Genomic DNA, 23,498 nt, shown 5'->3' on the forward strand with positions numbered 1-23,498 from the left:
GTCAGAAGCGCGTTCGGGCGAACGCTTATCCGCACTCCATCCTAAGCCGGGATATGCGAGCGCGACCCCCGGGTCCCCGCGGTGTGCCGCTGTTCGGCAACAGCCAGCAGTACGCGAAAGACCCCTTCAGCTTTCTAACCGCCTGCGCCGACGCCTACGGCGACGTGGTCCACTTCGACCTCGGCCCGCTGGAGACGTATATGCTCACCAACCCCGACGACATCGAGACGGTACTGGTGAGCGAGGCCGAGAAGTACCGAAAACCACGCTTTCAGGACGACGCCATCGGCGACCTGCTCGGAGAGGGACTGTTGATGAGCGAGGGCGAGACGTGGCGCGAGCAGCGCGAGTTGGCGCAACCGGCGTTCAACATGCAGCGCATCGCCTCGCTCGACGAGACGATGACCGACTACACCGAGGCGATGCTCGACGACTGGCACGACGGCGAGACGCTGAACGTCCAGATTGAGATGGCGCGCTTGACGGTGAAAATCATCGTCGAGGCGATGTTCGGCTCCTCGGCTGGCGACGAACGCGTCCAGCGCGTTCAAGAACACCTCGAACCGCTCGGTGCTCGCTTCGAACCGGACCCACGGAGGTTTCTGATTCCCGACTGGGCACCGACGCGCGAGAACCGCGAGTACCACGAGGCCATCTCGGTGCTCGAAGACATCATCGACGACATCGTTTCCGACCGCCGCGGTACCGAGAGCGACCCCGAGCGGATGGACCTCCTCTCGATTCTCATGCGCGCGCAGGCGCGCGGCGAACAGACGGACAAGCAACTGCGCGACGAGATGATGACGATGTTGCTCGCGGGCCACGACACCACCGCGCTGACGCTCACGTACGCGTGGTTCATGCTCTCGCAGCATCCCGAGGTAGAAGAGAAAGTCCACGCCGAACTCGACGAGGTGCTCGGCGGTGACGCACCCACAGCGCGAGACACCCGGAAGATGCGGTACACCGACCAAGTGTTACAGGAGACGATGCGCCTCTACCCGCCGGTGTACACGCTGTTCCGCGAACCGCTCGTCGACGTGAAACTCGGCGGCTATCGGGTGCCGGAGGGTGCGGCGGTGATGCTCCCGCAGTGGGCCGTCCACCGCTCGTCGCGGTACTACGACAACCCGCTGGAGTTCGACCCGGACCGCTGGACGCCCGCCGAGCGCTCGAAACGGCCTCGGCTCTCGTACTTCCCGTTCGGGGCCGGTCCGCGCCACTGCATCGGCAAGCAGTTCTCGATGTTGGAGGCGAAGCTCATTCTGGGGACCGTCGCGCAAAAGTACTCGCTCGACTACGTCGGCGAGGACGACTCGCTGACGCTGCGGGGGTCGCTGACGATGCATCCGCGGAATCCGATGGAGATGCAGTTGCACTCAAGATAGGTCCTTACCGCGAGTGTAGAGAGTCTCGGCCCGAAAGCCGCTTTCCGCGAAAGTGGTAGAGTGATTTGAATCCAAAGAACAGCACAAACCCAAGGAACAGCAGTGCTATCCAGTTGGGAGCAAAATCACCCAGAATATTAGACTGAAGAAATTCGGATGACGAGAACATCTGTACAGCCACAATCTGTAACAAGAAACCAACTGCCAGCATGACGAACCCAACAGTATTCGAAACCATATTTTGAGCTTCCAACCGGTTCATTGCCTCTCTTGGCAGTCCATCGACGGCAGTAGCCATTACGTATCTTCCCTTCAGTGACGGAAAGACGAAAAACAAAGCAGCCCAAACATCAATGAAGAGACCGTATACTTGTGGGTTTAGGTGTATTAGATAGTCGACTGCGCTAAGGAGGATAACGACGACCACCAGACTGTAGCATCCTGGCACTGCCAAATCATAGAACTCTTCTGCCAGTGCTTCAGCCGACTGTTCGACGGAGTCATTGTCGGGGTGATATTCTTCTCTCCACTCTGTGTTGTCGAGATGGGGGATGAGTTTGTCCTGTATAATCTGAAGTAAGTCTTCTCTTGACCTCAGCCTGAGATACGTATCGTCCATTTTCATGGCCGGTTTTCTGAAGTCGGTGGTAATAGATTATCCGGATATCTAACATCAACCCCGAAGCGGAATCGACCCGGCGACTTCTCTGTACTCGGCGCTCCAGATATCGAGTTCGGTGACGGTCCACCTCACCGGGTCGAACTCGACGTCTCGGAGTGCCTCTACTGCGGACGGCGACCCGCCGCGAGCGAGCGTCACGTGCGGAACGTAGTCGTCGCCTTCGAGTCCCTCGATTGCGCCGAACCGGTCGACGAGTCGGTCGTGAAGCGCGAACAGTCCGGGACTGTCGACGGTGAGGTAGACGACGGGACCGTCGCCGCGAGTCGGTCGCTCGAACGTGTCGATTCCCGTGATACGGGCCTCGAACGCCGGTTCATTCGCCAGCGGTGTTCGGAGCGTCTCGCGGAGGCGGTCGTACGACTGGTTCTCGAATCGCTTGACGACGAGTGTGTGGCGGTCACGTATCGTGTCGAACGCGGTCAACTGTGGATAGAGGTCGGTCGTCAGCCGCTCGACGGCCCCCGGAACCGGGACGTTGAGACTGTAGCTCACGTCAGGCCCACCCCGACGCCGAGAGCGAGACGTGCCAGTCGGCAGTAGCGTCGGAGTCGGAGACCGACTCGCCGGCGACACAGAGTCCGTTCACCGACTGAATACCGTCGAAGCGGCCACGCCACCCCAATCGGTAGCTGTCGTGGTCGTCTTCTCCGTCTGCGTTACTGCCGTCGTCTCCGCTACTCACAGCGTCGTCTCCGCCGGAGACGCGGGGTCGAACTCGGCCTTCGTGGAGCGGGAAGTCGACGTCGAACACGTCGCCGCCGCCAGTCTCGCCGGGCGTCGCCACGGACACCGCCTGCGGACCGCTTACCCGCGTCGACGGCGCGGAGTCGAACAGGTCGGCGCTGGAGTCGAAGTCGAGACCGACCTCGAAACTCGACAGCGTCACCGCAAGCGAGCGGTCGAGCGTGTCGACCCACACCGAGTCGGCGAGCGGTTTCGCCGCACACCAGAGCCAGTAGGCGACGTGACGGCGACCCTCGGTGTCGAACCGTCGAAGTCCGTAGCGGGCGACGGCGGCGTCGGCGACGGCGTACTCCTCACCGTCGGACGTGGCCCGAAGCGAGAGGCGTGTCGCGCGCTCGAAGTCGGCTTCGGTCGGCGCGGGAGCGGCCCCAGTTCCCCAGACGCCGCTCTCGCCGTATCGACGGCCCATCCGCGAGACGTAGCCGTCGAAAGTGGTTTCGTCGAGTCGTTTCGTGTCGGCCGAAAGCGACGTCGACTCGCTCGCGTTAGCGACGAAAACGGGTGGCGCACGACCGAGACAACCAGTCGCCGCCCCGCCGAGTGCACCGAATGCTCCCACCGCGCCGAGGCGGCGGAGAACCGTCCGCCGCGAACTGGGGGAGTCTCTCATCGGCACCGACTACGTGCGGGAGCACATAAGTTCGACAGGTGCGGCGAGGCGGGGTCCGGAGGTGTGGCGAGTGTCGACGCACACGTTGCAGTGGAAGCGAAGGGGTCCGGCGAGGCGGTGAATCACGAGTGACACTTATCTTCGGTCGGTCGCTAGCCACTGTATGGCAAGCCTCTTCCGCGAAGTCGGGCGCGCGACAGCGGGGGGCGTCCCCAAGCAACTGTGGACAGTCCTCTTTCTCGTCGTCGCCGCGTCGCTGGCACTGACGTTCGTCCCCATCACCCCGGCGACCATCGTCGGCCTCCTGGTGCTGGCGCTGGCCGTCGCAACGCTGGTCAGCGCCGTCGAAATCGTCAACGCGTACGAGAAACGCGCGCTGACGGTGTTCGGCGAGTACCGTAAACTGCTCGAACCCGGCCTCAACATCGTCCCGCCGTTCGTCTCGCAAGCACACCGCTTCGACATGCGCACCCAGACGCTGGACGTCCCGCGACAGGAAGCGATCACCGAGGACAACTCTCCCGTGACCGCCGACGCCGTCGTCTACATCCGCGTGATGGACGCCAAGAAAGCCTTCTTGGAGGTCGAAGACTACGTGACGGCCACCTCGAATCTCGCACAGACGACGCTCCGCGCGGTGCTGGGCGACATGCAACTCGACGAGACGCTGTCGCGGCGCGCCGAAATCAACGCGAGAATCAGAGAGGAACTCGACGAACCCACCGACGAGTGGGGAATCCGCGTCGAATCGGTCGAGGTCCGCGAGGTGAAACCCAGCAGAGACGTCGAATCCGCGATGGAGCAGCAGACCTCCGCCGAGCGTCGCCGTCGCGCGATGATTCTCGAAGCCCAAGGTGAGCGCCGGAGCGCCGTCGAACGCGCCGAGGGTGAGAAACAGTCGAACATCATCCGCGCACAGGGTGAAAAGCAGGCCCAGATTCTCGAAGCCCAAGGTGACGCCGTCTCGACGGTGTTGCGGGCGCGGTCGGCCGAATCGATGGGCGAACGCGCCATCATCGATAAAGGAATGGAGACGCTCGGTAAAATCGGCTCCAGCGAGTCGACGACGTTCATCCTTCCCCAGGAACTCACCTCGCTCGTCGGTCGCTACGGCAAGCAGTTGTCGGGAAGCGACGTGAGCGAGTCGGTCCCGCAACTCGACTCGCAGTCGTTCGACGAGGAGACCCGCGAGATGCTCGGCCTCGACGACGTCGAAGAGATTCTCGACGGCATCGACAACGGTGACCGAGAACAGATAGTCGACGTCGTACCCGAAGAAGCCGAACTCGAAACCGAGCGGAACTGAGACGCGACCTCCGGGGTGCCACCATCTCTAACTGTGCTGCCGCCGAGTTTTGACGGGATGAACGACAGCGACGGCGACGGAGAGAGTGTGATGCCGGAGGGCGAAGAACCGTTCGAGGCCGACCACGAACGAATCGCCGTCGATTTCGACAAAACGCTGACGAAAGGCGGGGAGTCGTACATCACGAGCGAGGCCGAGGAACCCGACGAGGAGATGGTCGAGTGGGTGAACTACCAGTACCGTCAGGGCCACACTATCATCATCTGGACCGCGCGGCCGTGGGAGGCCGCCCAAGAGACGGTCGCTCGTCTCACTGAGTGGGGCGTCGACTGGCACGGCATCCGGATGGAGAAAGGCCACGCCGACCTGTACGTCGACGACCACGCGACGCCACCGAAGGAAGAACTCGTGGACGAGGGGTTCGACGGCGACGGCGAGGTAGACGACGGCGAAGGACTCGTCGACAAGAGCAAAGACGGCGACGCCGACGAGGCGGGCGGAGGTAACGCGAACGCCGAATAACGGGAAGCGACACCCCCAACATAGGGGTGTTCGAGAACCTCTCGTACCGCTCGACGCGGACAACGGCTTTCGGTGGCGGTGTGGTACTGAACGACATGGAGATACGACCGGCGAAGACGAACGATATCGAGGCGATTCGACGCGTCGCCCGGCAGTCATGGGCGGCGACGTACGACGACATCCTCGGCAGCGAGACGGTCGAAGAGACCGTCTCGGAGTGGTACTCCGACGAGACGCTCTCGGACGCACTCGACAGACCCGGAACGGCGTTTCTCGTCGCCGAAATAGGCGATGGCAGTGTCGACGATGGCGGCAAACTGATTGGCTTCTGTCACGGCGTCGTCGAAGCCGAACAGGGCGACGTCGTCCGTCTCTACGTCGACCCCGACCACTGGCGCGAGGGCGTCGGGTCGGCGCTCTACGACCGCCTTCGCTCGGACCTCGAAGATTTCAACATGAAGCGTGTCGAGGCTATCGTTCTCGCGGACAACGAGATGGGCAACGAGTTCTACCGACACCTCGGCTTCGAGCACACTGGTGAGGGAGAGGTGACGATGGGCGGCGAAAGCTACAGAGAGAACGTCTACACCAAGGAGTTAGCGCAGGGCTGAAGCGTCGAGAGCGGGTGAGAGAGGTGAAAGTAGATGAGAAAAGCGCCCGCCGTATCGGTCCTGTGCGGGCTTTAGAACCCGCCGAACGCCATCAGGAACAGCGCGACGGAGATGACGGCGAACAGGCCACCGACGAACGTCTTGATGGTCTCGGTCTCCAGTGCGGCGGAGACGTACGGCGCGATTTGGCCGCCGGTGACCGTCGCCGGAACGGTGAAGACGACCATGTTCCACGGCGTCGTCGCCAGGTTCATCCCGTGGCCGCCGACGAGGCCGCCGCCGAACACGTGGACGAGCGACGCGATGACCGCAGTGACCGCGACGACGATGTGGTTCGTGCCGATGGCGACGCGGACCGGGACTTTGGTTTTCAGCATCGAGATGATACCGAGTTCACCGATGCCGAAGCCGGCAAGTCCCTGGAACACGCCGCCGATGCTGTAGTTGCCGAACCGACGCAGGTAGCCGCCACGGTCGTATCGGTAGTCGTCGCCCTCGCGGTCGACGCGCGTCACGCTTCCGTCGTCGGCGGTGTGGACGCCCGCCGGACCGAGTTTGCCGTGGTCGTTCGGCAGGTCGACGTTTGTCCCGCCGTCGGTGGCCGCAGTCGCGCCGGAGTCGTCGCTCGACCCGCCGCCGTGGTCCAAGTCGGCTTTGAACAGCATGTACGACGCCGCCAAGAGCGCAATCCCGAGCAGTGCGTGAAACACCACTTCCGGGATGACGAACGACAGCAGCGCCCCGCCGACGACGAACGGGAGGCCGCCGGCGACGAGCGTCAGCGCCAGTTTCCGGTCGACCAGTCCGTACTGGACGAACGCGACCGACGAACTCGACAGGCCGAACGCTTCGCTGATGAGGCCGATTTTCACCAGCGTCTCGGGTTCGAGTGGCTGGGCGAACAACGGGAAGATGAAGATGAGAAACGGCACGAAGATGGCCGACCCGCTGATACCGACCGTGTTGACGATGGTCGCCCCTGCGAGGAACGCCGGGAACAGCCACCAGTACTCCACCCAGTAGTCGAGGCCGGCGTCGGCAGGCGTCGGCGCGATTGTCAGCACCGCAGCCACGAACAGGACGGGCGCGGCGAAGACGAACCAGTGCTGGTTACGCAGAAAGCCCTCCTGCAACTGATGTCGCGTCGAGGGTGTTCCGTCGGGCATCTAAACGATACCCTCCTGAGAGACTGGCTGTCCGTGGTTCCGAACCGTGCGTACCGCATCCGATTGGGTAGGCATCGCTACGTGTGACGTAGCCCGGTCAAGAATCATCGTGGAACTCAGTTGGTGAAGGTCGTCAAAAAGGTTTGTGGCCTGAAATAAACACGATAGAAGACCGTGATGAATTCTACACAATACTCGATATTCGACTGACTTTCGCCGTGATTGTCTACTTCTGTGTGTTGGCTGAGTCGAGTGTTGGCTCGCGTTCCATCTGTGAGTGTACTCCCGGCCGAGGGTGCTGCGTGAGTTCGGTGTCGGTGTTCTCGATGAGGCCGTCGAGTCGTCGCTCGAACTCCTCACGAGAGATGTCGCCGGCGGCGTACCGCTGTTTGAGCGTCTCCGTCGCGTCGTCGTCCTCGGTGGCCGTCGTCCTCGTGAGACCGGAGTCGGGGGCGAGCAGGGCGGCGGTTCCGAACGCCGGAAGCGTGAGTGCGAGTATCGAAAACAGAAACATGAACCAATAGTAGACGGCGCCGGTTTTGACGCCGGAGGCGACGGCGAACAGCGCCCACACCGCGAGCACACCCCCGATAGCGGCGACACCGCCGACGACTCGTCGCCACCGACGAGTGTCCGGGGTGTATCTGGCGAGCAACTGGAGCGCGGTGGAGGCGTCAGACGGCGGGTTCATCTCGTCATAGCAGTCTGACAGGAACTACAAACCGTTTTCGATGCCGTAGAAACCCGAGACGGTTCAGAACTCGGGGTCGATTTCGGGGGCGACGCCGTCGTCGGGGTTGTCGAGGTCGAACGTTCGGCGGAGTTCCTGAATCCGGTCGCGGATGTCCGCGGCGAGTTCGAATTCGAGGTTGCTCGCGGCCTCGTCCATCCGCTCTTCGAGCAGTTCGACCTTCCGAGCGGCGTCGTCAGCGTCTTCGACGTCGTCGACCGACGTGTCGGAGGTGTCGGTGTCGCTGCCGGGCAGACTGGTCTCGCCGACTTCTTTCTGGATGGTCTCGGGCGTGTAGCCGTGTTCCTCGTTGAACTCGGTCTGAATCTCGCGGCGGCGCTGGGTCTCTTCGATGGCGGCTTCCATCGAGTTCGTCATCTCGTCGGCGTAGAGGACGACTTCGCCGTTGACGTTGCGGGCGGCGCGGCCCATCGTCTGGACGAGCGTCGTCTCCGAGCGTAAGAACCCTTCTTGGTCGGCGTCGAGGATGGCGACCAACGACACTTCGGGGATGTCCAGTCCTTCGCGCAGGAGGTTGATACCGACGAGCACGTCGATGTTTCCGAGTCGCAGGTCGCGGATGAGTTCGTGGCGTTCGAGCGTGTCGGTCTCGTCGTGCATGTACGCGACTTCGACGCCCGCTTCCTCCAGATACTCGGTGAGGTCCTCGGCCATCCGCTTCGTGAGCGTCGTCACGAGTACCCGCTCGTCGCGTTCGATGCGGGCGTCGATGCGGTCCATCAGGTCGTCCACTTGCCCTGTCGCGTCCGAGAGTTCGACTTTCGGGTCGACGAGGTGAGTCGGGCGGACGATCTGTTCGACGATTTGCTCCGACTGCTCGCGTTCGTAATCGCTCGGTGTCGCCGAGACGAAGAGCAGGTTGGAGGTCTTCTCCTCGAACTCCTCGAACGTCAGCGGGCGGTTGTCGTAGGCGGTGGGAAGGCGGAAGCCGTTGCCGACGAGCGAGTCCTTTCTGGATTTGTCGCCGGCGAACTGGCCCTTGATTTGGGGCAGTGTGACGTGGCTCTCGTCGACGACGCAGAGGAAGTCGTCGGGGAAGTAGTCGAGAAGCGTGTACGGCGCTTCGCCCGACTCGCGGTCGGACATATGCACCGAGTAGTTCTCGATGCCCGAGCAGTAGCCCGTTTCTCTGAGCATTTCGAGGTCGAACGTCGTTCGTTCCTCGATGCGCTGGGCGGCGACCAAATCCCCGTTGCGTTCGAAGTACCGCACGCGTTGGTCCATCAGTTCCTCTATCTCCTCGGTGGCGCGTTCGAGACGCCCTTCGGGGATGGAGTAGTGCTCCGCCGGGTGGAACAGCACGGCGGGTTCTTGGGAGACGACTTCGCCCTGCAGGGTGTCTATTTTCATCATCCGGTCGACTTCGTCGCCCCAGAACTCGACGCGGACGGCGTAGCGGCCGTACATCGGGAACACCTCGACGGTGTCGCCACGCACGCGGAAGGTGCCCTGTGAGAAGTCGACGTCGTTTCGCTCGTAGTTGAGGTCGACGAGTCGCTTCAACAACTCGTCGCGGTCTATCTCTTCGCCGACTTCCAACTCCAGCGCCATGTCCTTGTAGTTGTGCGGGTCACCGAGGCCGTAAATAGCCGAAACGGAGGCGACGACGATGACGTCGTCGCGGGTGAGAAGCGACCGCGTCGCCGAGTGGCGGAGGCGGTCGATTTCCTCGTTGATGGACATGTCCTTGTCGATGTACGTGTCGGTCTGTTCGAGATACGCCTCGGGTTGGTAGTAGTCGTAGTAGGAGACGAAGTACTCGACGGCGTTCTCTGGAAAGAGATTGCGAAACTCCTCGTACAACTGGGCGGCGAGCGTCTTGTTGTGTGCGAGGACGAGCGTCGGTTTCTGAATCTCCTCGATGGTCCACGAGACGGTGTTGGTTTTCCCGCTGCCGGTCACCCCGAGCAGCGTCTGTTTCTGCATCCCCTCGGCGTAGCCGGACGCCAACTGTTCGATGGCCTCCGGTTGGTCGCCTGCGGGGTCGAACGGCGCGTCGACGCGGAACCGACGGTCTGCCTCCGGCCGGTCGGGCGACAGCGGTCCGGAGTCGGTGTCACTCATCGACCGTGGTACGTGACGGAGCTACTTTACCGACACGGCGGGCGCTCGTTTCGGGCCTCTGAGTCTGTCTAAAAAGGCGTCGGCTAGAAGAGGTGGTCGGCCATCGTCGTCGACCAGACGGTTCCGTCGGTGAGCATCTCGCCGCCACAGCGCCACGAGTCGGCGTTGCCCGCGTCGCCGTCGACGTAGGGGTACGCGACGAGCGCCGCCGGCGAGGTCAGCACCGACAGCGGGTAGTCGCTGTCGCGGACGAATCCGGCCGCACGCATGGCGGCCTCGGGGAACGCCGTCCCGAACGCCGTTAGGAGGTTCGCGTCGGCGTGTTGCTCGGCGACAGCGACGAGGAGGGTCCGGAGCGCGGCATCGTCGGATGAGAGCGTCGAGTCGCCCGACAGCGTCGAGTCGTCCACCTCGGCGGACGAGGACGAACTCGTGTCGGCCGGGAGCACGTCGACGAGACTGACGCGTCCCTGCTCCTCGGTGCGGTCGGCGACGACGACGGCGGCGACCGGTTCGCCGTCACGAGCGGCGACGTACGTCCGGTACGTCTCGTCGTCGTCGAAGCGCCAGCCGTAGAACTCGGCGTCGCGGACGACGCGAGCGGCCTCGGTGTCTACTCGCTCGGCCAGCGCCCCGAGTCGCTCGGCGGGAACGCCGTCGACGCGGGAGACGGTCACGTCGTGGTCGACAGCGGCCCGTCGACGTTTCGCGCCGAGGTAGCCACGGGTGACGACGCCGCCGAGTCGACCGAGTGTGCCGGCGACCGGTCCTCGCTGCGCCGCGAGCGCCGCGGGGTTCTGGATGCGGTAGTACGTCGGCACCTCGCCGACGACGCGGAAACCCGAATCCAGCACGTCACCGAGGGCGTCGCCGCCGAGGAAGTCGAAGGCGAAGGCGGCCGACGAGTCGGCGTACCGCTCCTCGGCGGCCGTCGAAAGCTGCTCCGAGAGGTCGGTCTCCTCGCAGTCAGGGTGGACGACACAGTCGATAGCGTGGAGTGCCGTCACGACATCGGTGCCGACGCGAACGCGGACGGCAGTCGATAGGTGTGCGCCGACGAGTTCGTCGCCGTCTTCGGCGACGTGTATCGGAACCCCGTCGGAGGTGAACGGGTTGTCGACGAACAGTCGGTCGAACCACGCCGAATCCATCGGGTCGCCGGTCGCCGCCTCGTACAGCGAGTGGACTGCATCTCGGTCGGTCGAGTCGTACGGGCGGAAGACGGGCGTAGAGGTGTCGGTGGAGTCGACTGCCGCGGAAGCGGCGTCTGTGGGGTCGCCGCCGTCGGGGGCGGGTGCGGGCGCGGAGCCCTCCGACGACGGGGCGATGTCGGACGACTGAGGGTCGTCGCCTGTGGTGTCGGCGGTCGAACCCGAGTCGGGACGAGCCTCGCCATTGCGACGCTCGTTGGTCGATACGGTCATCACTCCGAGTTCCGAGAGAAACAGCATTGTTACTCACACCATACTCGGGCGTAAGTGGGTCCAAACACGGCGAGACGAGAGACGAGTCGCCGCAGGTGAGCCGTCGGTCAGTGAGTCGTCGAGGCAAGCGAGCCGTCCGAAGCGTTTTGCGCCGGTGTGTGCTACAGTTCGACATGGACCGAACGCCACTGCAGGACGCGAGCGACGAACTTCGCCGAGCAAGCGAACAGGCCAACGGGGAACTCCGAGAGCGATTGCAGAACCAGTCCGACCAGTTAGCCAGCCTCGCAGACCGGTCACGCGGGCCGGACCACGGCCGCCTCGACAGACATCTGAACGCGCTCCGAGAACTCGAAGCGCAACTCGACGGCGAGGCGAAAACGCACGTCGAGAACGCAAGCGAAGCCATCACAGAGTACCGTTCCGGCGTCGCGGGCGTGTGAGTCGCCGGCGCGCGAGTTGTCGACGCGCGGGTCGCCAACGCGCACGTACTGGTCGCTAAGCAAGCACGACGACCCGCCGAAACATCGGTCGAACCCCTTCAGTTCGCGTGGAGATTCGAGAGCGTCAGCTGGGCGAAACAGTCGGGGAAACGGTCAGCAGACGTTCTTCGGCTTGACGCCCATCGACTCGAGCGTCTCGACGTAGTGGTCGTAAGCCGCGTCGACGACGGCGTCGGCGGCGGCGCGAGCGTGTTCCCAGTCGGCGTCGTCTTCGCAGACTGAGTCGAGCGTCTCGGCGGCGCGGTCCAGTTGGTCGTCGTAGTCGTCGCGGATGCTCCGGAAGGCGTCCGCCGAAGAGGTGTCGGCGCTGCCGACGAAGAAGCCGACCATCTGGCCGGCGAGGCGGTCGCCGACGATAGAGCGCGCGAGCAAGCCACCGACGCGTTCTTCTGTCGTCTCGAAGCCGTCGAGCGTCTCGTACATCGGGCGATTCGTGTCCGGGGTCGTCTCGTCGCTGTCGACGGCGTCTCGGTGGTCGGCCTCCGCGTCGGCGACAGACGAGAACAGGCCCGCGGCGTCGTCGTGACTCTCGGTGTCGGCCCACTCCTCGAAGAGGCGGGCAGCCGTCTCCGCTTCGTCGGCGGCGGCCGCGCGAACCGCCGGTGCGTCCATCTCGCCGCCAGTAAGTGCGTACAGCGCCTTCGAGGAACCGAGTCGGGAGAGAGCGGTCTCGTGGTCGTCGCGCAGCGTCTCGATGAGTCGGTTGCCGTTCATGTGACGACGTACGCGGGTCGGGCGTTTGTAACCTCCGTCGTCGTCAATCCGTTCCCTTCGTCTCCGCGTCTGCGCCTGCGCCTGTGTCTGTATCTGTGTGGGGCGACAGGGTCGGTCGTGGTTGAGTCGGTCGTGATTGGGCCGTTCGTAGTTGAATCGGTCGTAACTCTCTCGGGCGTCCGACGCATGCTGGAAAATGGTCACCGGGAGATACAGTTACGGGGATGGGTGTCAACTGTCGAACGTGCGCATCTCCACAGCCCTCCGTTCGGGATTCCGTCTCCCGGACCGGTATCCCATCGCAGTCCTGCCGTTCTACCTGCTGACGGCGAGCGTCGGCGTCGTCACCCGCGTGCCGCTGTTCGTCGGTATCGCCGTCGTCGTCGCCGTTCTCTCGTCGAGCGGCCGTCTCGACACCTTCGCCGAACGAATCCAGCAGGTCGATTTCACCACGCTCAACGCCGCCGAACCGACCCCTCCGACCGGATTAGCCGAGGCACTGGCCGTACTCGTGACACCGGTGACGGTCACCGTTTTCGCGCTCTCGGCACTGGTAGCGGTGGCGGTCAGCCTGCTCGTGACCGCCGGCGTTCGCGCCGGCACGCTCTCGGCGGTACTGGCGGCAATCGACGACCGAGAGCCGACAGTCGAAGGCGTTCGTGGGGCGAGACGGTTCTGGCTCTCGTTCGTCACCTACCTCCTGTTTCGGGGACTGCTGATTGGTAGTATCGTCGTCGCAACGGTGTTCGTCGCGGCACTCTTCGTCGTGCTCGGTCCGGTTGGCGCGGCGCTGAGTGTGCTCGTCGCCGTCGTCGGTGTCGTGTTGGCTGTCGTCGTCACCCTCCTCTTGGCGTTCACCGAACAGGCACTCGTCGCCGACGGCGACGGCCTGGTGGATGCACTGAGAGCGAGCGTTCGGTTTCCGATTCGGCGCCCGGTCGATTTCCTGTTCTACGTGCTCGTCGCCGGAGCGGCGTTCGTCGCCAACGGCATCGTCGTCGGAACCGCCGGCTTCCTCGGCGTAACACAGGCCGGAGCCTTGCTGTTGGTGCTTCTCGTCTCGCCGATTTTCGACGGGTTCAAAATGTCGCTGTACGCCGAACGCGGACTCGGCGAACGCGACGACGAGTACGGTGCCGACCGACCGGGGTATCGCAGTCGCGTGTCCGCGCGCACGCGAGACGGTGTCGGCGCACTCGGGCGGTTCGTCGTCGACCACCCGGTGTGGAATCTCGTCTCGACGCTCGTCCTCGGTGGGAGCATCCTCGCGGGATACGCCGCGACGGCGGGCTACGGCATCCAAATCGGCACGCCGGGCGACGTCGCCGGCGTGTTCGGCGTCTTCCCCATCGACACGTTCGTCAACATCGCGGCGAACAACTGGCTCGTCGGGGCCGCAAGCGCCTACGGTGGCCTCGTTTTCGGGGTTCCGGCGGCGGTGAGTCTCGCATTTAACGGTCTCCTCATCGGAGCGCTCGCCGGAATTTTCGAGTTGACGCCGTTTCTGGCGCTCGTCGCCCCGCACGGCGTTATCGAACTACCCGGACTGGTCGTCGCCGGCGCACTCGGGTTACACCTCGGTGCTGTCGGCTGGCGTGCCTTCCGCGGACGAACCGACGCGGCGGGGGTGGCGGAAGCGCTGCGGGACGCGTTCCGCGTACTCGTCGGGTTGGCCGTCGTCTTCGTCGTCGCCTCGTTCGTCGAGGCGTTCCTGACGCCCCGAATCGCCGCGTTCGTCCTCGGTGGATAGTCGACTTCGAATACAATCATCTCTGCGTTATTTTTGTCTTTGAGTGAGTTTCGTTTCTACAGCTAGGAAACCTAATTTGTTGGGTGGGAGAGTTTAGTGGACAGAGTTACTATCCAAATATGCGAAACGCGGACGCGCCGGACCACAACACAGTTCGCGTGCCAACGAACTAAGCCAAGCCATGCTGTCCCGGTGCGCTGCGTTCGACGAGGCATCAGCCTCGTACTTCTCTTCGGACCAACTCTCCGAGCAACGCGTCTCGACACTCGAAGGTCAGACGTCCGGACTCCACCGGACGAGAGACGTTCGTGGTGTCACTGATTCGGTTTGACTTTCCGAGACGTCGCTCCGAGGCGCCCGGATGCCCTCAGAAGGCCACCTGAGGCAGATGTAGGGTCAGAGTACCGGTCCAGTTATTCACCAGTCGATGGTGGTCACTCGGACCGATACCTCATTTGTTGGGCAAAGTCGTTTAGTGAATAGGGCGCTTACTACAATATGCGAACACGGACGCCCCGGACACCCACAGTTCGCGTGCCAACGAACTTGCCAAAGCCATGCAATCCGGACGTGCCGTGTGCAGTGAAGCGAGGCAGTAGCCTCGTTCTCCCCCATCCTCGAACTAACAGACCCCGAGCGATGCGTCTCCTCACCTCACAGTAGTACCTACAACGAGTTGTGAGTCCTAACTGTGTTCGAATCTAACTAGAAGCCTAACATGTTTGGGGGCGTCGTTTAGTGGATGGGACGGCAAGTGACAGATGCGAAACGCGGGCGTGCCGAACCCCCACCACAGTTCGCGTGCCAACGAACTAAGCCAAGCCATGCAGTCTCGGTGCGCCGCGTTCGACGAGGCGCCCCTCGCCTCGTACCCCCCCCATCCTCAGAAAACTATTCGACGAGCGCTGTCGCTCGTCGGGGCAGTCTTCTCGCAGAAAAATCGAAGTCGGAGTGACGACCGCTTAGACAGTTAGTCGTCGTTGCTGCCGGTTTCGACGGGTGCGCCGACGAGGTTGCCCCACTCGGTCCACGAACCATCGTAGTTGGTGACGTTGTCGTAGCCGAGCAGTTCGTGGAGCGCAAACCACGCGATAGAGGAGCGCTCGCCGATGCGGCAGTACGCGATGACGTCCTGATTGTCGTCGACGCCCTCGGACTCGTAGAGTTCGCGGAGTTCGTCGGCGGATTTGAACGTGCCGTCGTCGTTGACGGTGGCCGCCCACGAGATGTTACGCGCGCCGGGGACGTGGCCGCCGCGCTGGGCCGTCTCCTGCAGTCCCGGCGGGGCGAGAATCTCGCCGGAGAACTCCTCGGGGGAGCGAACGTCGACGAGCGGCAGACCACGGTCGATGGCTTTCTCGACGTCGTCGCGGTACGCGCGGATGGACTCGAACGGGCCGCGGGAGTCGTACTCCTGTTCGGGGAGTTCGGGGACGTCGTCGGTCGTCGGGTAGTCGTTGTCGACCCAGTAGTCGCGGCCGCCGTTCATCAGGCGGACGTCCTCGTGGCCGTAGTATTTGAACTGCCAGTAGGTGTACGCCGCGAACCAGTTCGAGTTGTCGCCGTAGAGTACGACCGTCGAATCCTCGCTGATGCCGTGAGAGCCGAGGAGGTCCTCGAAGTCCTCCTTGGTGAGAATGTCGCGGGTCGTCTGGTCTTGCAACTGGGTCTCCCAGTTGAACCCAATCGCGCCGGGCGCGTGAGCGTCGTCGTACGCCTCGGTGTCGACGTCGACTTCCACGAGTCGATACGCGGGGTCGTCGCTCTCGAATTCGTCGAGATGGTCTTCCACCCAGTCCGCCGAGACGAGTACGTCTTTTGCGTAATCTGCCATCGCATCCGCGAGTAGGACGTGCAAAAGCATAATGCCAACACCCCCGGCATGTACGGCCGTTCGTGAGTTGTAGCGGTGATTTTTGCCCATTGTTCGTAGCCGTGTCACTCGGTCGATGCGTGCACCGGTCCGGACCCCGCCAATTGCGGCAAAATCGTCTGGTATTCGTGACGGGACGCGACCCTGACCGCGACGCCGACAGCTAAATCCCATCCGACCGTAGGCCGCGTCATGTACGAGAACGCCGTCGTGAGCGCGTCGTGGGTCGCCGACAGACTGGACGAGGTGCGAGTCGTCGACGTGCGCGACGCGTGGGAGTTCGACGGTATCGGCCATCTACCGGGTGCGGTAAACGTTCCGTTCGACGAGTTCCGAAGCGGCGAGACGTCGGAGACGTCTCCTGACGAAGGTGGCGAACCCGCCGGAGCAGACGATGAAGGGATGCTCCCGGGCGAGGAGACGTGGGAACGACTGCTGAGCGAGGCCGGCGTCCAAATCGACGACCATCTCGTCGCCTATGACGACACCCACGGCGTGTTCGCCGCTCGGTTTCTCGTGACTGCCGAACTGTACGGCCACGACACCGACCGTCTCCACCTGCTCGACGGCGATTACAGCGCGTGGAGTCGGGAGTACGAGACGACGACGGAGACACCGGACCCCGAGGAGACGACGTACGAGGTCCGAACTCCCGACCGGGCGACGCTCGTCGACTACGAGACGGTGCGCGAGAGCCTCGACGACGACGCCGTCACCATCGTCGACACGCGCGAAGCGTGGGAGTACGAGGAAGCGCATCTCCCCGGGGCGGTGCAACTCGACTGGCGCGAGTTCGTCGACGACGAGACGCGCGGGTTGAAACCGCGCGAGGAACTCGAATCGATTCTCGCCGACAACGGGGTTTCGGTGGACCAACGGGTGCTTCTATACTGCAACACTGCCCGCCGCATCAGCCACACCTACCTCGTGCTTCGTCATCTGGGCTACGAGGACCTCGCGTTCTACGAGGGGAGTCTCACCGAGTGGCGAGAGCGCGGTGGCCCGCTCGAAGGCGACGAAGCCGAGTAAGGACGACCGAGAGAGAACGAAAGAGGAACCGACGGAGTCGGCACGTCGAACGACAGCGTAGTCAGTGTGGTTGAACGACGACGCGGCCGTCGGCGAACGCCGAGACGTGAACGCCTGCGTAGTGGAACTCGACGACTCGGCCACGCGTGGGATTCGCCTCGAACGGGCGGAGAAGGTCGTCCAGTGCGTCGGGGTCGAGAGCGTCAAGGAGCGGCGGCAGCGAGAGTTCGTCCGTCGTCGTCGCGTCGGCGACGGCCCTGACGACGGTGTCGCTCGGTCGTTCGCCTTTGCGGCATTCGTAAGTTTTCGCGTTTGGCCCGGGAGTGATAAGCGGGGAGGTGATTGTCACAACATCGGGTATCCGTGGAACTTAGAGAGTCTGTCCTCTGATTATGTAACGTCATTTATCACCCCCGTATCCGCGGTCACTGCTCGATGAGGCTCCGACGGACCAAGTTGCGGTAGCCGCGACGGAGGCGGTCGGCGACGGCCTGTCTGCTGATGTCGAACTCGTCGGCCAACGTGTCGAGTGAGGCCTGTCGGGGAACGTCGAAGTAGCCACGGTGGAATGCGAGCAACAGCGCTTCCCGCTGTGCCTTGGTCAGCCCTTCCGACTGTGGCTGAGTACCGTCGAGTCGCCGGAGTTGGCGAAGACTCAGGGGAATGTTGCAGTTCTCACAGTACTCCCGAAACGCCGAGAGTCCGTCGCGCGTCGGCGCGCGGCACTTGAACGTCCAACCGTCGGAGGTGCCCGTCGCATTCAGAAGCGCTACGTCGAGGCGGGCAAAGCCCGCGAGGAGTTCGTCTGCGGCGTCCGTCCAGCGGCTCCGAAACAGCGTGCCGTCGCCGTCGGGGCCGAGCACCTCGACGCTCTCGAAGGCGTCGTGCGTGGCGAATACGTCGACAACCGCGTCTTCGTCGGCACCGCTGACGCGAAAGTACGGGAAGACGTCCGGTCTCGTGGGGATGACCCGGACGAGTTCGATGCGTACGTCCGAGGACGCCGCAAGAATCGACCCGAACGGGAGAACGTCGGGTGGGAGGGTGAACTCGGCGTAGAGAGTCATTGCGTAAACACGGCCCGTATCTAGTCACTGACGACGGAAAAGACCGGGGACGTATCAGTTTAATTTATTCGAGGCGTCGGCTTTGAGTTCCGAGGACAACAGTTCGGCGGACTCCAACACGAGGGCGACGACGAGCGGTCCGACGATGACGCCGAGCGCACCGAGACTCAACAGTCCGCCGACGAAGCCGACGAAGTAGATGCTTCCGGGGAGGTTCGCGGTTCGCTGGGCGAGACGCGGCCGGATGAGAACGTCGGGGAGAAACGCCACGAAGAACCCGCCGACGACGAGGACGAGGAGCGCAGCGACGGTCTGTCCGATGGTGAGGTGGTACGCCGCCAGAAGCAAGAGAAGAAGACTTGGCCCGAGTACGGGGATGAACTGCAACACCGCCGCGACGGTGGCGAGTGCCACCGGAAAGTCGTAGCCCAAGAGCGCGAAGACGACGATGGCGACGAGAAACGTTCCCACGGCCGTCGCCGCCTGCAGCACGTAGATGGCGAACAGCGTGTCGCGTGCGCGTTCGTCGAGCGCCGTCGCCACGTCCCGATAGCCGGGTGGGACGAGTGCGAACACCGACTCCCGCGTCGTCCCCGCTCGAATGAGGAGGGCGAAGACGACGAGCGCGAACACCGAGAGTTTGATGAGAAGAACCGGTGCGGCGACCACCACGTCCTGTGCGAGCGACCGCAGCACCGAGAGCGTCACCGCCGTCGCCTCGTCGAACGTCACGGTGTACACGTAGCCTGCCAACTCCAGCGTCACCGCGTCCGGAACGATATCGAGCAACCCACGAAGCGCCTCGAATCGGAGGACGAGAACACCGACGAGCGGTGCCGCGACGACGACGACGCCGAGAAACGCCCCCGCGGTGGCGACGGCGCTCGCCGTCCACGCGGAGAGACCGCGGCGAGTCAGTTCCCGCCGGAGCGGCGAGAGCAGATACGCCACCGTAATTGCGAAGAACACTGTCGCCAACACGTCGGCGAGTATCACTGCGGCGAGAAGCGCCGTGACGACGAACAGTCCGCCGAGCACGTACCGTCTGTCGAAAGTCACGCCGGAGGTTCCGAGGAGACCCTAATAGCCGTTCGGGTGTGGTCCGACCCACCGGTTCGAATGAGGCGTTTCTGCGTGTGAGAGTACATGGGTCCGGCAGTCGAGCAGAGGCGTACCACCGCCGTTAAATATCACTCGGTGTAACAACCACGTAATGAGACGACGGAACTTCATCAAAGCGGCAGGCGCAGCAGGTGTGTCGGCGCTCGTCGCCGGGTGTAGCGCCGAACCCGTCGACGACGGCGGCGACTCGGCGTCGAACGAGAGCACGGAGGGAACCGAAACCGGCACGACCACCGGAACACCGTCGGGTTCCGCGACGCTCCGCGTAGCGACGTACACGTCGTTCGTCGACGCACCGAGTTCGAGTCCCGGACCGTGGATAAAAGAGCAGTTCGAGTCCGAGTTCGACGCCACGTTGGAGTGGCAGACCCCCGAAAACGAAATCAACTACTTCATCGAACGCGCCGCCCAAGGCGTCGATATCGAGTCCGACGCCTACGTCGGCCTCGACACGAACATGCTCATCCGCGTCGACGAAAACGTCGACGGCGAGTTGTTCGCGTCCGTCGATTCCGGTGCTGTCGAGGGCCGCGACGCCGTCAAGTCGGGGTTAGAGTTCGACCCGCAAGAGCGGGCAGTTCCGTACGATACCGGCTACATCAGTCTCGTCTACAACGAGAACCAAGCGACGGCCCCGGAGACGTTCGACGGCCTCCTGCGCCCGGAGTTCGAAGGTGACCTCCTCGCACAGGACCCGCAGTCGAGTGCGACCGGGCAGGCGTTCCTGCTTCACACTATCAAAGCGAAAGGCGAGGACGGCTATCTCGACTACTGGAGCCAGTTACAGGACAACGGCGTCCGCGTGCTCGGGAAGTGGGAAGACGCGTACGCCGCCTACTCGAACGGCGAGGCACCGATGGTCGTCTCCTACTCGACGGACCAGGTGTTCGCCAACGCGGAGGGCGAAGACCTCAGCGAACACCAGATTCGCTTTTTGAACGGCGAGGCGTACGCCAACCCCGAGGGAATGGCCCGCTTCGCCGACGCACCCAGTCCGGACCTCGCAAACCAGTTCCTCTCGTTCATGCTCCGGCCCGAAGTGCAGGCGGAAATCGCCGTCCGAAACGTTGCGTTCCCGGCGATTTCGGACGCACCGCTCCCCGAAGACTTCGCACAGTACGCGAAGGAACCCGAGACGCCGGTCACCTTCACCTACGAGGAACTCCAAGGCAACCTCAGTGAGTGGACCGACGCGTGGGCCCAACAGTTCGCCAGCAACTGACGTGAGCGACGCGACTGCGGGCGGAGACGAGAGGGGAGAGAAACGCACTGACGGCGGCGAGTCCCTCTCGGGCATCAGTCGTCGACAGCAAACGGCCTCCGGGTGGGTCGAAGCCCACGCACTGACGCTCGTCGCCGTCGTCACCGGTGTCGTTCTTCTCGTTCTGTTCTACTACCCGATTGCGACGGTGCTCGTCGAAGCCGTCGTCGACGACGGCGAACTGACGTTCGCGCCGCTGGCCGGCGTGCTCACCTCCCGATTCTATCTCGTCGAAATCATCGGGTTCACCGCGTATCAGGCCGCGTTGTCGACCGTCGCCAGCGTTGCGCTCGGTCTACCGGGCGCGTGGGTGCTGTCGCGCTTCGAGTTCCGAGGCCGAGAGACGGTTCGCTCGCTGACGATTCTCCCGTTCGTCCTTCCCTCCATCATGGTCGCTATCGGCTTCGTCGCCACGTTCGGCGCGAACGGCACGCTCAATCGTCTTCTCTCACTTTTCGGCCTCGGCCCGGTGAACCTGCTGTACACGCTGCCGGCGATTATCGTCGCACACGCGTTCTACAATGCGCCGCTCGTGACCCGGATGACGACGGCGGCGTGGGAGAGCGTCGACGCCCGAACCGTCGAGACGGCGCGGAGTCTCGGTGCATCGCCGGCGCGGGCGTTTCTCGACGTGGTGTTTCCACAACTGGTTCCGGCGATTCTCGTCTCTGCGACGCTGACGTTCGTGTTCACGTTCGCATCGTTCCCCATCGTGCTGGCGCTCGGCGGGTTGCAGTACGCGACCATCGAGGTGTTCGTCTACTACCGCGTCCAGCAGTTGGCGTACGCCGACGCCGCGGCGCTCGCGGTGGTCGAAACGGCCGTTTCGTTGGGGCTGACGTACGCGTATCTTCGTTACGAAGCCAAACAGCAGACCGCGGCGTTCGGCGCGGGTGCACAACCCGCCCCTCGAAAACGGCTGCTTCCGGAGTCGCTTCGAGGACTCTCCGCGCGCGACGTTCTCTCGCGTGTCGCCGTCTCCGGCTACGGCGTCGTCGTGCTGCTCGTCTTCGTCGCCCCCATCGTCAGCATGCTGCTTTCGAGCGTCACCGCCCCGGACGGCTCGCTGACGACGCGCTACTACGAGTTCTTGCTTCAGCGACAGGCGACGGCGGCCGCGTTTCAGGTGAAACCGCTGCCGGCGGTTCTCAACTCGCTTCTGTTCGGGGTCGGGACGCTGCTTCTAGCGCTGCCGATGGGCGTCGTGATGGCGGTGTTGACGACGCGTCGCTACCGCGGCCGGAAAGTGGTCGACGCGCTTTCGATGGCTCCGTTGGCGGTCAGCGGAATCGTCGTCGGTCTCGGCTTGCTTCGGGGACTGGTGTTCGGCTTCGAGGCGTTCGGCTACCGCTTCACCGTCGCCGGTGCTATCGCCATCGTCGCCGCACACGCCGTGAGTGCGTACCCGTTCGTCACCCGCAACGTCGCGCCGCTGCTCGGGAATCTAGATGCCAAACTCGTCGAGTCCGCGCGGAGTCTCGGCGCGTCGCGGACGCGGGCGCTGTGGGACATTGAACTGCCGCTGGTCGCTGCGGGCGTCGTCGCCGGCGCAGCGTTCGCGTTCGCTATCAGCATCGGCGAGTTCGACGCGACGGTGATTTTGGCGACCGGGTCGAACAGCTACACGATGCCAGTCGCCGTCGAACGCTATCTCGGTCGTCGCCTCGGCCCAGCGACCGCGATGGGCTGTATTCTGCTCTTCGTGACCAGTCTCAGTTTCGTCGTCATCGAGCGGTTCGGTGGGAGGTCTCGCGGTGTCTGAGATACACCTCGACGGCGTCCGCAAGCAGTACGCCGGGACGACGGCGCTCGAGGAGGTGAGCCTCCACGTCCGCGACGGCGAGTTCTTCACGCTCGTCGGCCCCTCTGGATGTGGGAAAACGACGACGCTTCGACTGATTGCGGGGTTCGAGTCGCCGACGGCGGGAGAGATTCGATTCGGCGACGAGGACGTTTCGGGGGTACCTCCCGAAGACCGCAACGTCGGCGTCGTCTTCCAGAACTACGCGCTGTTTCCGCACATGAGCGTCGCCGAGAACGTCGGCTACGGCCTGCGGTTTGCCGACGAGGAGCGCCGCCGCGGGCGCGACGAGCGGATTGCAGAACTCTTGGAACTCGTCGACCTCCCGGGGACGGGCGACCGCGACCCGACGGAACTGTCGGGCGGTCAGCAACAACGTGTCGCACTCGCCCGGGCGCTCGCACCCGGTCCGCGACTACTTCTTCTGGACGAACCGATGAGTGCGCTCGACGCTCGTCTGCGCGAGCGACTTCGACTGCAAGTGAAGAAGATTCAGTCGGAACTGGGAATCACGACGGTGTACGTCACTCACGACCAAGAGGAGGCGTTGGCCGTCTCCGACCGCGTCGCCGTGATGAACGACGGCCGCGTCGAACAGGTCGGACCGCCGCGAGAGGTGTACGAGCGCCCGAAAACGCGGTTCGTCGCGTCGTTCGTCGGCGACAACAACCTGTTCGAGGGTGAACTGGTCGACGTGCGCGACAGACCGGAGGTTGCACGCGAAACGAAGGGGTTGCGACGGCTTCACGTACGGGTCGGTGAGACGGTGTTCGAGGTGGAGGCATCGAGTCAAGGTTCGGGGTCTACAGGCGAAATCGCAGGGGTCGAGGCGTCACAGTCGCCTCGTTCCGACGGTGGGAGCGTCGCGTTCTGTGTTCGACCCGAACAGTTGAAAATCGACGGCGGCGAGAACCGGTTCACCGCGACGGTCCGAGAGACCGAGTTCCTCGGCGAGACGACGCGCGTCCACCTCGACTGGGAGGGTCGTGAGGTGACGGTTCGGGCGGCGGAGCCGCCGGAAGCGGGCACGGCCGTCGAGTTGGGGTTCGACCCCGGTGACGGCCACGTGTTCGAGGACCAACTGTAGCGGTACTGCGTCGGAGGTCGACG

The 23,498-nt window shown here is 63.8% G+C and carries 22 protein-coding genes; 10 read left to right on the forward strand and 12 right to left on the reverse strand.

The genetic code is table 11. From position 1 onward, the window contains the following. Positions 1-53 precede the first annotated feature (53 nt). Positions 54-1,388 (forward strand): cytochrome P450, encoded by a 1,335-nt coding sequence (locus tag AUR64_RS18105; protein WP_058583374.1) that lies wholly within the window; start codon positions 54-56, stop codon positions 1,386-1,388. A 4-nt stretch (positions 1,389-1,392) separates the two neighbouring features. Here AUR64_RS18105 and AUR64_RS18110 read toward each other — a convergent pair whose 3' ends face one another. The 3 genes from AUR64_RS18110 to AUR64_RS18120 are packed head-to-tail and all read right to left on the reverse strand — an operon-like array spanning position 1,393 to position 3,424. After that, a complete protein-coding gene (locus AUR64_RS18110; RefSeq protein ID WP_058583375.1) occupies positions 1,393-2,013 on the reverse strand; it encodes a hypothetical protein in 621 nt (206 codons plus the stop codon). 48 nt (positions 2,014-2,061) lie between these two features. Continuing rightward, positions 2,062-2,562: a 2'-5' RNA ligase family protein gene (locus tag AUR64_RS18115; RefSeq protein ID WP_058583376.1), complete on the reverse strand. Its 501-nt coding sequence runs from the start codon at positions 2,560-2,562 to the stop codon at positions 2,062-2,064. Between the two features lies 1 nt (position 2,563). Further along, entirely contained in the window at positions 2,564-3,424 is an 861-nt protein-coding gene (locus AUR64_RS18120; RefSeq protein WP_058583377.1) for a hypothetical protein, read from the reverse strand. A gap of 163 nt (positions 3,425-3,587) precedes the next feature. Between AUR64_RS18120 and AUR64_RS18125 the strand changes: the two genes are divergently transcribed. The 3 genes from AUR64_RS18125 (at position 3,588) to AUR64_RS18135 (ending at position 5,863) form a co-directional block, all read left to right on the forward strand. Then, positions 3,588-4,730 (forward strand): SPFH domain-containing protein, encoded by a 1,143-nt coding sequence (locus tag AUR64_RS18125; RefSeq protein ID WP_058583378.1) that lies wholly within the window; start codon positions 3,588-3,590, stop codon positions 4,728-4,730. A gap of 57 nt (positions 4,731-4,787) precedes the next feature. Further along, positions 4,788-5,252: a hypothetical protein gene (locus tag AUR64_RS18130; protein ID WP_058583379.1), complete on the forward strand. Its 465-nt coding sequence runs from the start codon at positions 4,788-4,790 to the stop codon at positions 5,250-5,252. Between the two features lie 95 nt (positions 5,253-5,347). Beyond that, complete coding sequence (locus tag AUR64_RS18135) at positions 5,348-5,863, forward strand: GNAT family N-acetyltransferase (RefSeq protein WP_058583441.1); 516 nt, start codon at positions 5,348-5,350, stop codon at positions 5,861-5,863. 71 nt (positions 5,864-5,934) lie between these two features. Here AUR64_RS18135 and AUR64_RS18140 read toward each other — a convergent pair whose 3' ends face one another. The 4 genes from AUR64_RS18140 to AUR64_RS18155 all read right to left on the reverse strand — a co-directional run bounded on the left by AUR64_RS18140 (position 5,935) and on the right by AUR64_RS18155 (position 11,295). Next, the gene (locus tag AUR64_RS18140; RefSeq protein ID WP_058583380.1) at positions 5,935-7,029 is read right to left on the reverse strand and encodes a sulfite exporter TauE/SafE family protein; all 1,095 of its coding nucleotides are present in this window, start codon (positions 7,027-7,029) and stop codon (positions 5,935-5,937) included. Positions 7,030-7,255: 226 nt separating this feature from the next. Then, positions 7,256-7,720 (reverse strand): SHOCT domain-containing protein, encoded by a 465-nt coding sequence (locus AUR64_RS18145; RefSeq protein ID WP_058583381.1) that lies wholly within the window; start codon positions 7,718-7,720, stop codon positions 7,256-7,258. A 63-nt stretch (positions 7,721-7,783) separates the two neighbouring features. Continuing rightward, positions 7,784-9,844, reverse strand: a complete 2,061-nt coding sequence (uvrB, locus tag AUR64_RS18150; protein WP_058583382.1) for an excinuclease ABC subunit UvrB — start codon at positions 9,842-9,844, stop codon at positions 7,784-7,786. A gap of 83 nt (positions 9,845-9,927) precedes the next feature. Beyond that, complete coding sequence (locus tag AUR64_RS18155) at positions 9,928-11,295, reverse strand: GNAT family N-acetyltransferase (protein WP_058583383.1); 1,368 nt, start codon at positions 11,293-11,295, stop codon at positions 9,928-9,930. A 146-nt stretch (positions 11,296-11,441) separates the two neighbouring features. Between AUR64_RS18155 and AUR64_RS18160 the strand changes: the two genes are divergently transcribed. Further along, entirely contained in the window at positions 11,442-11,711 is a 270-nt protein-coding gene (locus AUR64_RS18160) for a DUF7553 family protein (protein WP_058583384.1), read from the forward strand. Between the two features lie 153 nt (positions 11,712-11,864). Here the strand turns inward: AUR64_RS18160 and AUR64_RS18165 are convergent, their stop codons facing one another. Then, positions 11,865-12,485 carry a hypothetical protein gene (locus tag AUR64_RS18165; RefSeq protein ID WP_058583442.1) on the reverse strand — a complete coding sequence of 207 codons (621 nt, stop codon included), beginning with the start codon at positions 12,483-12,485 and terminating at the stop codon, positions 11,865-11,867. A 244-nt stretch (positions 12,486-12,729) separates the two neighbouring features. Between AUR64_RS18165 and AUR64_RS18170 the strand changes: the two genes are divergently transcribed. After that, entirely contained in the window at positions 12,730-14,235 is a 1,506-nt protein-coding gene (locus AUR64_RS18170; protein WP_058583385.1) for a stage II sporulation protein M, read from the forward strand. Positions 14,236-15,205: 970 nt separating this feature from the next. Here AUR64_RS18170 and AUR64_RS18180 read toward each other — a convergent pair. Continuing rightward, positions 15,206-16,069, reverse strand: coding sequence for a sulfurtransferase (locus AUR64_RS18180; protein ID WP_155120661.1), 864 nt, complete (start codon positions 16,067-16,069; stop codon positions 15,206-15,208). Between the two features lie 231 nt (positions 16,070-16,300). Between AUR64_RS18180 and AUR64_RS18185 the strand changes: the two genes are divergently transcribed. Then, the gene (locus AUR64_RS18185; protein ID WP_058583388.1) at positions 16,301-17,137 is read left to right on the forward strand and encodes a sulfurtransferase; all 837 of its coding nucleotides are present in this window, start codon (positions 16,301-16,303) and stop codon (positions 17,135-17,137) included. 61 nt (positions 17,138-17,198) lie between these two features. Here AUR64_RS18185 and AUR64_RS18190 read toward each other — a convergent pair whose 3' ends face one another. The 3 genes from AUR64_RS18190 to AUR64_RS18200 all read right to left on the reverse strand — a co-directional run bounded on the left by AUR64_RS18190 (position 17,199) and on the right by AUR64_RS18200 (position 19,263). Then, positions 17,199-17,486, reverse strand: a complete 288-nt coding sequence (locus AUR64_RS18190) for a HalOD1 output domain-containing protein (RefSeq protein WP_240479632.1) — start codon at positions 17,484-17,486, stop codon at positions 17,199-17,201. A 76-nt stretch (positions 17,487-17,562) separates the two neighbouring features. Next, positions 17,563-18,204, reverse strand: coding sequence for a helix-turn-helix domain-containing protein (locus tag AUR64_RS18195; RefSeq protein ID WP_058583389.1), 642 nt, complete (start codon positions 18,202-18,204; stop codon positions 17,563-17,565). Positions 18,205-18,258: 54 nt separating this feature from the next. Further along, positions 18,259-19,263, reverse strand: coding sequence for an AI-2E family transporter (locus AUR64_RS18200; protein ID WP_058583390.1), 1,005 nt, complete (start codon positions 19,261-19,263; stop codon positions 18,259-18,261). Positions 19,264-19,417: 154 nt separating this feature from the next. On the opposite strand from AUR64_RS18200, the gene AUR64_RS18205 reads away from it, so the two are divergent. The 3 genes from AUR64_RS18205 to AUR64_RS18215 all read left to right on the forward strand — a co-directional run bounded on the left by AUR64_RS18205 (position 19,418) and on the right by AUR64_RS18215 (position 23,475). Beyond that, positions 19,418-20,548, forward strand: coding sequence for a thiamine ABC transporter substrate-binding protein (locus AUR64_RS18205; RefSeq protein WP_058583391.1), 1,131 nt, complete (start codon positions 19,418-19,420; stop codon positions 20,546-20,548). A gap of 73 nt (positions 20,549-20,621) precedes the next feature. Further along, entirely contained in the window at positions 20,622-22,349 is a 1,728-nt protein-coding gene (locus tag AUR64_RS18210) for an ABC transporter permease (RefSeq protein ID WP_058583444.1), read from the forward strand. Next, entirely contained in the window at positions 22,342-23,475 is a 1,134-nt protein-coding gene (locus AUR64_RS18215; RefSeq protein ID WP_240479633.1) for an ABC transporter ATP-binding protein, read from the forward strand. Before AUR64_RS18210 ends, AUR64_RS18215 begins: the two co-directional genes overlap by 8 nt. The last annotated feature ends 23 nt before the right edge of the window (positions 23,476-23,498 follow it).

The organism is Haloprofundus marisrubri (genome assembly GCF_001469955.1).
Lineage (GTDB): Archaea > Halobacteriota > Halobacteria > Halobacteriales > Haloferacaceae > Haloprofundus > Haloprofundus marisrubri.

Bases quoted from the DNA above. Each gene is read 5' to 3' on its own strand.
- AUR64_RS18135 (WP_058583441.1), top strand. From the start codon at position 5,348: ATGGAGATACGACCGGCGAAGACGAACGATATCGAGGCGATTCGACGC.
- AUR64_RS18105 (WP_058583374.1), top strand. From the start codon at position 54: ATGCGAGCGCGACCCCCGGGTCCCCGCGGTGTGCCGCTGTTCGGCAAC.
- AUR64_RS18180 (WP_155120661.1), bottom strand. From the start codon at position 16,069: ATGGCAGATTACGCAAAAGACGTACTCGTCTCGGCGGACTGGGTGGAA.
- AUR64_RS18205 (WP_058583391.1), top strand. From the start codon at position 19,418: ATGAGACGACGGAACTTCATCAAAGCGGCAGGCGCAGCAGGTGTGTCG.
- AUR64_RS18145 (WP_058583381.1), bottom strand. From the start codon at position 7,720: ATGAACCCGCCGTCTGACGCCTCCACCGCGCTCCAGTTGCTCGCCAGA.
- AUR64_RS18160 (WP_058583384.1), top strand. From the start codon at position 11,442: ATGGACCGAACGCCACTGCAGGACGCGAGCGACGAACTTCGCCGAGCA.
- AUR64_RS18110 (WP_058583375.1), bottom strand. From the start codon at position 2,013: ATGAAAATGGACGATACGTATCTCAGGCTGAGGTCAAGAGAAGACTTA.
- AUR64_RS18125 (WP_058583378.1), top strand. From the start codon at position 3,588: ATGGCAAGCCTCTTCCGCGAAGTCGGGCGCGCGACAGCGGGGGGCGTC.
- AUR64_RS18195 (WP_058583389.1), bottom strand. From the start codon at position 18,204: ATGACTCTCTACGCCGAGTTCACCCTCCCACCCGACGTTCTCCCGTTC.
- AUR64_RS18155 (WP_058583383.1), bottom strand. From the start codon at position 11,295: ATGCTGTTTCTCTCGGAACTCGGAGTGATGACCGTATCGACCAACGAG.
- AUR64_RS18130 (WP_058583379.1), top strand. From the start codon at position 4,788: ATGAACGACAGCGACGGCGACGGAGAGAGTGTGATGCCGGAGGGCGAA.
- AUR64_RS18185 (WP_058583388.1), top strand. From the start codon at position 16,301: ATGTACGAGAACGCCGTCGTGAGCGCGTCGTGGGTCGCCGACAGACTG.
- uvrB (WP_058583382.1), bottom strand. From the start codon at position 9,844: ATGAGTGACACCGACTCCGGACCGCTGTCGCCCGACCGGCCGGAGGCA.
- AUR64_RS18140 (WP_058583380.1), bottom strand. From the start codon at position 7,029: ATGCCCGACGGAACACCCTCGACGCGACATCAGTTGCAGGAGGGCTTT.
- AUR64_RS18165 (WP_058583442.1), bottom strand. From the start codon at position 12,485: ATGAACGGCAACCGACTCATCGAGACGCTGCGCGACGACCACGAGACC.
- AUR64_RS18120 (WP_058583377.1), bottom strand. From the start codon at position 3,424: ATGAGAGACTCCCCCAGTTCGCGGCGGACGGTTCTCCGCCGCCTCGGC.